This is a genomic window from Clostridium chromiireducens, assembly GCF_003575225.1.
In the GTDB taxonomy this organism is placed as follows: Bacteria; Bacillota; Clostridia; order Clostridiales; family Clostridiaceae; genus Clostridium; species Clostridium chromiireducens.
The window spans coordinates 359407-371880 of record NZ_QXDJ01000003.1 but is presented as its reverse complement, the minus strand read 5'-3'; the positions used below and the strand labels follow the sequence as shown (position 1 = coordinate 371880).

Here is a 12474-nt window from a genome sequence, read left to right as displayed (position 1 = left end):
AGAGGATATTCTAATATGGCAGGCCATAAATATTCTAAAGAATATTAGAATAGATATTGTACTATTCTATTACAAAAATAAGAGCTCCAAGAATAGTAATCTTGGAGCCCTTAAGCTTGATAATTTAGGGAAATATAGTTGAAGATTTTATTTAAAGCAACTTTCTTTTTTCGAGTAGCTGTAGAGTAGCACATATTTTTAAAGTGAGCATATTTTTGAACTGTATTGTTTTTAAAGAAAATAAAATCTATAAGTTCTTTTTCATCATCGTTTAAATAATTAAGGGCTAGTCTCAAATCCGTATAATCACATTCCTCACAAAATAAATCTTCTAAGCTGATATCATGAGATGGCAGATCTTTTTCGAAATTATCAAGGAGACTTAAAGCCCCATATCCTTCAGTGGAGCTTCTAGTTTTAATTCGTTTTATAAGATCATTCATGTTATTTTTAATTGAATTAGTGGCATATGCGACAAATCTATGCCTTTCTAAATTGTACATGGAAACACATTTAAATAATGATTTGTAACATTCATTATGAAGATCCTGTATGTCATATCCATCAATAAAAGTTTTTTTAGAAACATTTAAGATTAAAGGTCTAAATTCTTCAGCCAATTTATCTTTTGATAACATATCTCCATTTTTACATTTATAAACTAATTCTTCAATGTAATTAAAATCCATACAGACCTCCTATGAGTATTATATAAAATTATTTTACCACTATATGTAGTGCGAAATATAAAATTCTCTCTACATATAGTATATATGGTGAAATTTCATATATCTCCAACGAGGTGTATAAAAATGAAAAATTTTAACCGATAGCTAGCATCCGTAACACTCCCACTATAGATGAAACTCCTCTTCCTAAAGTCAGATGAGCAAGCGATTTACTCTCATAATGTTTATAATGGGAAGATGAAGCGAATATAATAAAAGACTTATAATATTGAAAAAAGTTTAGGATGATGAAGTGTGAACCGTATCATAAATAACATATTATTTTTTGAACAGAAGTAACGAGTGCTTCGCTTTCACCATGAACTACGACCATTTGTATGTGGCTTAAATAGCTGCTTACAGATGGTCGTGTTTTTTATTTCAAAGTCTTAATATAAAGAATATTGACTTCTAAAAATATTTGATGTAGTATAAAATTATACGAAGTATAAAAATGAACTTAGTTCAAAAATAAATTTTGGGAGGAATTACAATGATAAATAGAAGAGAACGTAAAAAAGAATTGACTAAGGAAATAATAATAGATAGTGCATTATCTCTATTTGAAGAAAAAGGTTTTCAAGAGACTTATATGGAGGAAATAGCTACTAAATCTGATATTTCTAAAGGTACATTATATAATTACTTCCAAGATAAAGAGTCAATATTATCAGCTTATTTTCAGGGTCTTATAAATAATCATGATAATAATTTTAGTGAAGTTAGTGAAAAATTCAAAGAAACAAGAGATATAAAAGAAACATTAAATAAGATATTAGATTTCATAAATCATATATTTAGTGGAAATATTCAATATACAGCAATTTATTTTAGATACAGACTCCAAACACTTTTTAGCGTCAATCCTTTAGATAATCCTAATAGAAGTGGATTGGAAAATTTGATTTCAGAAGTTATAAAAAATGCACAAGAAAATAATGAGCTTAGAAATGATATTCCTTCAGTAATAATGGCGAGAAATTTTCAATTCATGTATATGAATTATTTCATTTCAAGTGTTTATGGAAATGAAGATATTAATTTAGAGATATCAAAAGCACAAATTATAGAATTGTTTATAAATGGAGCAGGGGCACAAAATAATTAGAGGGAGATGATTGCCATGGAAAACAACTACATATTATATTTTGATGAAATAGATAAGAAAGATTTATCACTTCTAGGAGGCAAAGGTGCAAATCTAGGAGAGATGACTAAGGCTGGTTTTCCAGTTCCTTTTGGTTTTTGTGTAACTACAGAAAGTTATAAGGAATTTATAAATTATAATAAACTTTATGATTTTATTATAGAAGAAATTAAAGATGCAAATCTTGAAAATATTGCTACCATAGGAGCTAAAATAAGAGAAAAAATAGAACAAGCAGAAATGCCTAAAAAAGTAGAAGAAGAAATCATTAAAGCAGCTGATAAGATTGGGATTGATAACTATTATGCTGTTAGATCCAGTGCTACTGCAGAAGATTTAGCTTTTGCCTCTTTCGCAGGTCAACAAGATACCTATCTTAATATTAAAGGAAAAGCTTCACTAATTAATTCCGTAAGAAATTGTTGGGCGTCATTATTTACTGATAGAGCTATACTTTACAGATTGCAAAATAAAATTGAGCACGAAAAAGTACATATGTCTGTAGTAGTTCAAAAGATGGTTTTACCAGATATAGCTGGTATTATGTTTACTGCAGATCCCGTATCAGGACATAGAGGAATTATTTCTATTGATGCAAGCTTTGGACTTGGAGAAGCGTTAGTTTCTGGTCTTGTATCCCCAGATATATATAAATTTAATAAGAAGAAAAAGGAAATAATAGATAAGACTATAGCAGAAAAGAAACTTGCTATAATGCCAATTCAAGGTGGGGGAACTAAAAAAGTTGATATTACAGGTGAAAAATCTACTAACCAGGTAATGAAGGATTCTGAGATAAAAAGGCTTGCTGAACTTGGAATGAAGATAGAAAAACATTATGGCTGCCCTCAGGATATTGAGTGGTGTCTAGAAAATGGTGAGCTGTATATTGTGCAGAGTCGTGCAATTACATCATTATTTCCACTTCCAACTCCTAATAATAATGATGATAACGCACATGTATATATTTCTATAAATCATCTTCAAGTTATGACAGATCCAATGTCTCCTTTAGGGATTGATTTATTTAGGGATATGCTGCCTTTTGGAAAAAATATTAAAAGAGAAGAAAAATATAAGATTTTGGCTTCAGCAGGTGGTAGAATTTATGCAGATGTAAGTGGTCTTATGTGTTCAGAGAGAATAAAGGAAAAGAGTTTAGACTTATTAAAAAATGCAGATGCCTTGATGGCAGAAGCTTTAGGGGAGCTTCTAAAAAGAAAAGATTTTGAGGAAAAGTTTAGAGGAAAGAAAACTAACATTAAACCTTTCTTGAAATATATAGCTCCAGTAGCAGTTAAAGTTATGAAAAATCTTATTTTCACTAATCCTGAGGGAACAATAGAGTTTATGAATAACTACATTAAACAGCGTGAAGAAGATACCTTGAAGACTATTTTAAATGCAAAGCAAGGTGCTGAAAGATTAAATATAATATATGAAAAAGCAAGTCTTTATGAGGATGCTAAAAAAGTAATTCCGTATTTAGCACCAGGAATTATTGCTTTTAAGCTTCTTGAAAAGCTGGAAATGAAGCTTCTAGGAACAAATAATTATACTAATATAATTGCAAAAGGTTTAGAAGGTAACATTACAACAGAAATGGGATTACTTACTGGAGACTTGGCGGATATGGTGAGAAGATCTCAAAGCTTAATTGATGAGTTTGAAAATGAAGATTATGAAACTTTGGCTTCAAGAATAAATGAAGTTAAAGGAAATGAGGAATTTAAGATTTTTTTCAATGATTTCATAAATATGTACGGAGTGCGTGCCTCAGGAGAAATAGATATAGCTAGAGATAGATGGACAGAAAACCCAGAGCCACTTGTGAAATCGATACTTGCAACTATTAAAACATCAGAGGAAGGCGCTCATAGGGAAGAATACAAAAATACTATAAAAAAAGCTAAGGCAGCAACAGAAAATATGATAGAGGAAATACAAAAAAAGCATGGTAAAATTAAAGCGAAAGTTGCAAAAAGGCTTATATTTGTTTTAAGAAATTCTTTTCCAATAAGAGAACATCACAAATTTATGATGATGAGACTTTGTATGATTTTTAAGAAGGAATTGCTAAAAGAAGCAGAAAATTTGGTTGCTAAAGGTAATTTAAATGAAGAAAAGGATATTTTTTATGTAAATTTCAGTGAATTATATAGAGCGATTGAAAATAATGAAAGTCTTAAAACAATAGTAGAACAAAGAAAAGAAGAATATGAACATTATAAAAAGTTAAATGCTCCTCGTGTTATTACAAGTGAAGGGGAAGAAATAAAAGGAGGATATAAGATAGGGAATCTTCCAAAAGGAGCACTTCCAGGCATTCCAGTTTCTTCAGGAGTTATTGAGGGAATTGCAAAGGTAATAACTGATCCTTCAAAGGCAGCATTGAATAAAGGGGAGATTCTTGTAGCACCTTTTACGGATCCAGGATGGACACCACTTTTCATAAATGCAGCTGGATTAGTCATGGAAGTTGGAGGTCTACTAACTCATGGGACTGTAGTAGCTAGAGAGTATGGAATACCAGCAGTTGTAGGAATATCAGAAGCTACCCAAAAGATTAAAACAGGTCAAAAAATCAGAGTGGACGGAAATAACGGGTATGTGATGGTAATAGAAGAATAGGCGGTGTTTTCTATGATAGGATTTATGGGAATACTCTTAAGCATGTTTGCTATGGGAATGATGCAGCTGGTACTAGCCACTGCACTTCCTTATATAGTTAATGAAATTGGAGGGGATAGTCTATATAGCTGGGTTTTTTCGAGTTATATGCTTTCATCTATTATAACTATCCCTATCTTTTCAAAACTTGCAGATATATTTGGAAAAAAGAAATTTTATTTATTAGGGCTTTGTATATTTGCTTTTGGAACTATTTATGGTGGATTTGCGCCCAATATGTATCAGCTTGTTATTTCAAGGGTGCTTCAGGGGTTAGGTGCAGGAATTATAACGCCTGTGTCCTTAGCTATGATTTCTGATATGTTTGAGGAGAGTAAAAGAGGAAAGATGATAGGGCTTTTTGGATTTGTTCAGCTCTTATCAAATATTTTAAGTCCATCTATTGGAACCTTTATAACAGGACAGTTAGGCTGGCATTGGATATTTTTTGTAACTGCGATTATGATACTTCTTGCAATGGCTTTAGTAAGTGTTGGTATTAAAGTATTAGAAACTAGTTCTCAAATCAGATTATCTGAAATTGATATTAAAGGAGGATTACTTTTTGGAAGCTTCTGTGTTGCTCTTGTAGGTTTTTCTGATATGCTTAGCAAGCATCGTAAATTTGATATAGAATCAAGTTTATTACTAATAGGAGTAGTAATATTAATACTATTATTTGTATCAAATGAAAAACGTCATAAAAATCCAGTTATAAAACTAGAATTCTTTAAAAATAAAATTATTAGAAGGGCAATTTTTAGTGCAATAATTTCTGGAGCAATTATGTATGGTCTTATTACAATTCTTCCTTTATGCGGAATTGCTTTTATGAAGCAGGGAGCTTTGATAAATGAAAGTAGAATACTGTTCTTTTTTATGTTAGGAATTACTGTTGGAATGCTTATAGGTGGAAGAGAATTAGTAAAATTAAATTCAATGAAGATGACAAGAATATTATGGATTATATTATGTTTTAGCTCAAGTTTAATATTATATTTTTTAAATAGAGGAAATCTAATGGTACTTAATACATTAAATATAATTATTGGTATATGTACTGGTGCGATTATGGCAATGTTTCTAACAAATTCTCAAAATGCAGTAAACAGTGAAGATAGAACTGTGCTAAGTGGATTAATTCAACTCAGCAGATATTTAGGTGCTTCTATTGGAGTGATAATTCTCACAAGTATGGCGCCTGAAGTGAAATTGATAAATAATACAACACAATTTTTAGGGGTTTTCGTACTTTTAAGTTTGCTTTGCATTGCAGGGTTAGTTAATGAAAGTATTTAATTTTATATCATCCTTGTAATAGGAGATTTAGACTTTATTTTTTAATCTATCAGTATGTTATAGCAGTCTAGAATATTTGAAGTGTTCTTTTCTAGAAGGTGAGTTACTAGAATAACAAAAAATTATTCATGGCAAACTAGCAGAGCAAAACTTCGAATAAATTCCCCAAATAGAAGGCATAAAAATAGAAGCCTATCCGATATTTTTTACACGGATAAGCTTCTATAATTTTGCCTAAGACTAAGCTACATTAAATTTATTGTAAGCATTCTCAATTAAGAGATATTGGAATGCCTGTCGAAAGAAATTTTAGTTATAAATCTGAATTTATACCAGATAAAAAGATTGAGACTAAAAGTATTTGCTCAACAATTAATAAAAAATGTACGATAAGTGATAGATGCAGAAATCTTAAAAAGTCTTTTTTAATGTATCAAATTGCTTAAAAAATTCCATTATTTCTTGGAGTGGTTTTTGCTGGCCACTTAGAAACCATTTTCGCCAAACAGCATAAACACCCGCTGACATGAAAGTTGTCCAGTATTCACCACTATCAGGAGCATAAAATTTGGTTATTTCTTCTATGAAAATCTGCTGAATAATTGGTTCATATCCACGGTCAACAGATGAAAGTAAATCATCACTAAAGGTACTGAAAAACTTTAATTGGATATCAAATTTATCAGAGAAGGGTGGATTCTGCTGAATCGTATAAAATACAGCCGCAATCTTTGGCTTGTAATACTCATACAAAATCTGCTCGAGATCGTTAAAATTTCGGTAAAAAGCCATGCGGCTTACCCCTGCCCGTTTACAAACTTGTGAAACTGTCAATTCTGATAACTTTTCTGTTGCAAGCAATTGCAACATAGCAGTTGTAATAAAATCCTTTGTATCTTTTTTGATGGTTTGCGAGTGATTTGTTGCTGCCATTACAATACCTTCCTTATTGTCACATATGATCGTTTCTGTGTTGATTTCATCTTGATAATAGTATATGCTAATGGCACAGAGGTTACAAGTGAAACTTTAGTGAGGGGGAATTATTATGGAAAAAGAATTAGTTTTAGTAACAGGCGGAAGCGGCTTCATTGCCGTCCATATAATATTAAAGCTTTTGAAACGGGGATATCGAGTTCGTACAACACTTCGCACATTGTCACGTCAGGATGAGGTTAAGTCAATGCTTGAACAAGGTGGAGCAGTTAATTTTGAAAACCTTGAGTTTATACAGACAGATTTGACAAGTGATATAAACTGGATGAAGGCTGCAACTGATGCGACTTACGTTATTCATGTGGCATCACCAACACCAGCCACACGTCCTGATGATGGTGATGAAATGGTGAAAATGGCGGTTGATGGTACATTGCGCGTGATGAAGGCAGCGAAAGCGGCAGGTGTTAAACGTGTAGTCCTAACTTCTGCTTCCGGGGCAGTGCTTGCAGGCCATAAGTCTCACCCGGAGATTTTCACAGAGGAAGATTGGACTGACTTGTCAGGGGATATTGATGCATACCAACGTTCAAAAACTATGGCAGAGCTTGCGGCTTGGAAATTTGCAAAGAAAGAGAATATGGAACTCTCTGCTGTTAATCCTGTGGCAGTCATGGGACCTGTACTTGGACAGGATTTTTCTCACTCTAATCAGATTATTCGTGCGATGCTCAGCGGGAATATGCCATTCCTCTTAAAAATTGGATTTGATTACGTTGATGTGAGAGATGTTGCAGAATTACATTTGCTTGCAATGACATGTCCAGAAGCAGCGGGAGAGCGATTTATTGCTACTACGGGTGAAAATCTGACATATAAAGAAGAAGCTAAAATTTTGCAGAGATACTTAGGAAGTACAGCAAAAAAAGTATCTACTAAGGTACTGCCGGATTTTATAATTAAATTTATGGCAATTTTTAAAAAGGATTTGCGCATGCCAGCAACATTTTTAGGACAAAACACAGCTTGCAGCAATGCAAAAGCTAAAAAGTTACTTAGCTGGCAGCCAAGATCAGCAGAAGAAGCAATCGTGGCAACTGCAAAAAGTATGATTGAACTTGGATTAATTGATAAATAGACATTAAAATATATTAAGTTCCTCTAAATAACAGGCAATCATTAAGTTTTTGAGTTGTCTTCCATTAAGCAAAAATCGTGCTTAGTAGCGATACGGGGAACCGTATCATAAATAACGTATTTTTTTGAACATGTGTATAGAACGCTTTGCCTCCACCATGAAATCCACGATCATTTGTATATGGCTTAAATAGCTATTTACAGGTGGTCATGGTTTTTTCTTGTCTGGTGGCTTAATTGTATATATTTTGTAAAAGATGAATAATCTATAAATTAATTTTATGACGGGTTAATAACTATAATCACGAATAAAATCTTGGGGGGAACAGGAATTAACGATGCGAAATACTTTGGAGAAATATGATACGCTGCCAAATCCTAGAATATCAGCCACCTAGGATACGGAATAGCCATCGTCTCGGAAGCTAGCTAATGATGTAAATATGTATGGAGCTTAATATTATCTTCTTCATAAGGAGTAAAATGATAGAACAGTAGTATATTAGTTTTGATGGATTGGCAGCTCTGAAGATAAGTGCTTCAACATGCACATAAGAATTGTAAATTAATAAGGCTTTACCTTCAAAATGTTAACGTTTTGAAGGTAAAGCCTATTTTTCTTTAGTAACTGGAGAGCACTGAAAAAACTGCCCCTACTATAGATAACCCAAACAAGAGTTTGATTTATACTTTGAAGTATATTCCTCACCAGAAAGAAAGGGTATTCTCTCGCAACCGAGCAACAGAATACCCTTTCTTTCGGCGAGTTGCATTCATAAGTCTAAGTTACACATTGTTTATCTATATGATTAGGTTTTTCATTTTGTAGTATTTCATATGTATTTCTTTATTATAAGAATTGACATTAAATATTAATTTCAGCAATAAGTTTGGCCATTTCTTCAACACTCTCCTTAGTATCGTTATTTATCCATTCTATTAAAATGCTGTAGAGGCCACCCGATGCGTATCTTGTAAGATAATTATTATATGGCAAGTTATTACCACCTATACTCTCAAGAAAGTTGAATAAATAATAACTCAATCTATCATAAAAGATATATATCAATCCTGACTTAATTAATACTTCAATAAAATCTTTCCTTTCTTTAAAATAAGAAAAGTAAAGCAACGCAACATCGTATTTTTCGCTGGCCCTTGAATTTTTAATTTCATTCATAAATTCATTGAACAGCTCATCCAGATAGGTGGTTATAATATCTTCTTTAACATTATAGTTTCTATAGAAAGCCATTCTTGATACACCTGCAAGATTAGTTATCTGCGTTATGGTTACTTCATTAAACTGATGTTTTTCTAATAATTTTATCAGGGCAATAAATATACTTTCTTTTGTGAGTTTTTTTTGGACCTCGGTATAAGAATCAGGCAAAATAAATTCCCCCTTTATGTAATAGATGACTTTGGGAATATAAATTTCAATAATTAACATTATAATATAAGAATAAATCCATTACAAGTGTAACGTTACACTTGTAATTTAGAAAATGGATAACTACAGATGTTCCGAAATAACAATTCCATAAATCTCATTTCTTCATTAAGAATTTTCCCAGATTTATAATGGGCGGATATTGCCTAAGGTACAAGCAAACTCAAACATAGGTATAGATTATGATGTACCATTGCAACCATATTGAAATCATGTGATTTTTTGAGCTTCAGTTTATGAATCATGCGTAACAAATTTTTCTCTATTGTAACAGACGGCCTTGAGAGTATTGACTTCAGGTGATTAGCAATATAATATAAGAATTAATCCGTTGCATATGTAACGTTACAAATATAACGGAACGATAAAAAGTTTAACAAATTAACGAGATTTTATCTTAAGTAAAAAACAAAACAACAATGTCCAATTAACAGGAGATTTCAAGAATATTCACCACAAGGGAGTTGCAACTTATAACATTAATTAGAGATAGGAAGGGGAAAAAGCATGAAAAAATCAGAAGAATGGATAAATATCAATATTCCCAAACAACATAGTCGTTCAGTTATCATTACAGGTACAGGTGGATTGGGATACGAGACGGCATTGGTTTTGGTTCGTGCAGGAGCAGAGGTCATTTTGGCAGGTCGTAATGAAAAAAAGGGAGCTGAATCAGTAAATAAAATTCGTACAATAGTTCCTTCAGCTAATATACGCTTTGAGAGTATCGACTTAGCTGATCTTGCATCTATAGAAGCATTTGGTGCTCGTATAAAAAATCAGCGTCAAAGCCTCGACCTACTTATCAATAATGCAGGTGTGATGACGCCACCAAAGCGAAAAGTCACTAAGGATGGATTTGAGTTGCAATTTGGGACAAATTACCTTGGGCACTTTGCATTAACTGCTCATCTAATGCCACTATTAAGAAAAGGAAATAAACCGCGAGTGGTCACTGTCAGCAGTATGGCAAACAGAGAAAGAAAAGCTAAAATTAATTTTGATGACTTGCAGTCAGAGCGTAATTATCACTCAATGGATGCTTATGATCAATCAAAACTTGCAGATTTAATGTTTACTTTAGAACTTCAACGTCGTAGTGATGCAGCAGGCTGGGGTATCATGAGCATCGCATCTCATCCAGGAATTTCAAGTACGGATTTGATGGCTAATGGTCCAGGTGAAAAAAGTTTATTAGCAAGGATGTTAAATATCTTTACATTTATGCGACAATCGGCTCAAAATGGAGCGTTACCTTCCCTGTACGCAGCAGCTGCACCAAATGCTGAAGGCGGAGGGTATTACGGACCGGGTGGATTTTATGAAATTAAAGGTCTACCTGGACAAGCTAAGATACCGACTAAAGCACAAGATGTAAATGTTGCAAAACGCTTATGGGAAGTTTCAAAACAGTTAACGAGTGTAGATTTTGACAAGATAGCATCAATGTGTGAAAAATAAAAATGAGGAGGAAAAGCTATGTCAAATAGTTCAATTAGTTTAAATGAAAATATAATAACAACGAATAAAAATAAAGAATTTAGTTTTTTAAGATGGTCATTAATTGCAGTTGTATTTATACTGTATACTTCAATTCTAGTTGCCCCACACAACCCTTTAAGTGACGTTGCAAGGCCTGCGGGTGCTCTTTGCATATGCCTTTTGGCGTTTATTCATGGGGGTAAGCGTTATGGATTCAAAAATATGGCTATATTTTTTGTAGTTACGTGGATAGTCAGTAATTCCTTTGAGGCTTTAAGTATTTACATGGGGTTTCCTTTTGGGAATTATCACTATACCATGTCTGGTCCACGAATATTGGAAGTCCCATTATTAATAATGCCTGCTTACTTTGGAATGGGTTATATGGCATGGACTTTATCAAACATACTAAATGGACAGACTGGCAAAAGACTTAAAGGTGCTCATGTATTCCTAGTACCGTTAATTGCATCTTTTATTATGGTAATGTGGGATGTAGTTATGGATCCTATTACTGCAACAGTTTATAAAGTATGGATATGGGAGGATGGAGGCAGTTACTTTAACGTTCCAATTTCAAACTATTTAGGTTGGTTTTTAGTAGTCTATATATTTCTACAGATTTTTTCCATCTACATCTCAAGATATGATATAGTGGAAAAAAGAGATGATTTTAAGAAAACATTCTGGCTTGAAGCATCAATCATATATGGGATACAAGGCTTGAGCTTTATAGGGCAAGCTTTGGTGGAAACGGGAAATAGAGAAATATTTAGTTCTATGGGCTTAGTTTGTGTATTTACGATGATGTTTGTGAGTATTCTCTCCGCCATAACGATATACAATTCAAATGAGCTTAGATATAGATAAACAAGTTGAAAACTATACTTTAGCATAGAACTTACCGAAATAAGGTGCATGCATTTATTCCAGTTGCTGAGAATTTTGCTGGATGCATCTAAAGAATACTAGAATAGATATTCTAAACAATATTTATTCTGAAGAATATTACCATAGAAGAATATACACCTATAAAAAAAGCAGCTATGCTGCAATTCAGAACTTTCACACATTTAACAAGAGTGCGTCAGCAAAATCAAAAAATAACAAGTTCATTTGACAGTATATCTGAACTTAATAATCTCATTATGAAAATAAAAGCTCCAAGAATTTAGTAATCTTGGAGCTCTTAAGCTTGATAATTTAAGGAAATATAGTTGAAGATTTTATTTAAAGCAACTTTCTTTTTTCGAGTAGCTGTAGAGTTGCACATATTTTAAAAATGAGTATATTTTTGAACTGTATTGTTTTTAAAGAAAATAAAATCTAAAGTTCTTTTTCAAAATCATCAAGGAGACTTAAAGCATCATATCCTCCAGTTGAGCTTCTAGTTTTAATTCGTTTTATAAGATCATTCATGTTATTTTTAATTGAATTAGTGGCATAGGCAACAAATCTATGTCTTTCTAAATTGCACATGGAAACACATTTGAATAATGATTTGTAACATTCATTTTCTTAAGAATTCTTAAGATTTTTTGGGGGAGAATGTTAAGCTTTTATCTTTATACTAGGACCATGTAATAATTCTTAAAACAAATCAGCAATAGCTGTCCATCAAT

At 32.4% G+C, this 12474-nt stretch carries 9 protein-coding genes and 1 pseudogene; 6 read left to right on the top strand and 4 right to left on the bottom strand.

All coding sequences use genetic code 11. From position 1 onward, the window contains the following. Positions 1-110: 110 nt before the first annotated feature. On the bottom strand, positions 111-689 hold the full coding sequence (locus D2A34_RS12955; protein WP_079441951.1) for a sigma-70 family RNA polymerase sigma factor: 579 nt from the start codon (positions 687-689) through the stop codon (positions 111-113). 532 nt (positions 690-1221) lie between these two features. Between D2A34_RS12955 and D2A34_RS12950 the strand changes: the two genes are divergently transcribed. Genes D2A34_RS12950 through D2A34_RS12940 form a run of 3 tightly spaced genes read left to right on the top strand, consistent with a single transcriptional unit; the run spans position 1222 to position 5844 of the window. Further along, the gene (locus tag D2A34_RS12950) at positions 1222-1836 is read left to right on the top strand and encodes a TetR/AcrR family transcriptional regulator (RefSeq protein WP_079440051.1); all 615 of its coding nucleotides are present in this window, start codon (positions 1222-1224) and stop codon (positions 1834-1836) included. Between the two features lie 15 nt (positions 1837-1851). After that, positions 1852-4506 (top strand): phosphoenolpyruvate synthase, encoded by a 2655-nt coding sequence (locus D2A34_RS12945; RefSeq protein WP_119366885.1) that lies wholly within the window; start codon positions 1852-1854, stop codon positions 4504-4506. Positions 4507-4518: 12 nt separating this feature from the next. After that, positions 4519-5844, top strand: coding sequence for an MFS transporter (locus D2A34_RS12940; protein WP_119366884.1), 1326 nt, complete (start codon positions 4519-4521; stop codon positions 5842-5844). 411 nt (positions 5845-6255) lie between these two features. Here D2A34_RS12940 and D2A34_RS12935 read toward each other — a convergent pair whose 3' ends face one another. Further along, positions 6256-6777: a TetR/AcrR family transcriptional regulator gene (locus D2A34_RS12935; protein ID WP_079440049.1), complete on the bottom strand. Its 522-nt coding sequence runs from the start codon at positions 6775-6777 to the stop codon at positions 6256-6258. Between the two features lie 115 nt (positions 6778-6892). On the opposite strand from D2A34_RS12935, the gene D2A34_RS12930 reads away from it, so the two are divergent. After that, on the top strand, positions 6893-7918 hold the full coding sequence (locus tag D2A34_RS12930; protein WP_182629368.1) for an SDR family oxidoreductase: 1026 nt from the start codon (positions 6893-6895) through the stop codon (positions 7916-7918). Between the two features lie 864 nt (positions 7919-8782). Here the strand turns inward: D2A34_RS12930 and D2A34_RS12925 are convergent. Next, positions 8783-9310 (bottom strand): TetR/AcrR family transcriptional regulator, encoded by a 528-nt coding sequence (locus D2A34_RS12925; RefSeq protein WP_119366882.1) that lies wholly within the window; start codon positions 9308-9310, stop codon positions 8783-8785. A gap of 567 nt (positions 9311-9877) precedes the next feature. On the opposite strand from D2A34_RS12925, the gene D2A34_RS12920 reads away from it, so the two are divergent. Both D2A34_RS12920 and D2A34_RS12915 read left to right on the top strand, forming a co-directional pair. Next, positions 9878-10831, top strand: a complete 954-nt coding sequence (locus D2A34_RS12920) for an SDR family oxidoreductase (protein WP_119366881.1) — start codon at positions 9878-9880, stop codon at positions 10829-10831. 18 nt (positions 10832-10849) lie between these two features. After that, positions 10850-11722 (top strand): carotenoid biosynthesis protein, encoded by an 873-nt coding sequence (locus D2A34_RS12915; protein WP_079440045.1) that lies wholly within the window; start codon positions 10850-10852, stop codon positions 11720-11722. A gap of 319 nt (positions 11723-12041) precedes the next feature. Here the strand turns inward: D2A34_RS12915 and D2A34_RS12910 are convergent. Further along, a pseudogene (locus D2A34_RS12910) lies at positions 12042-12370 on the bottom strand (sigma-70 family RNA polymerase sigma factor); the annotation flags it as partial. Positions 12371-12474: the final 104 nt, after the last annotated feature.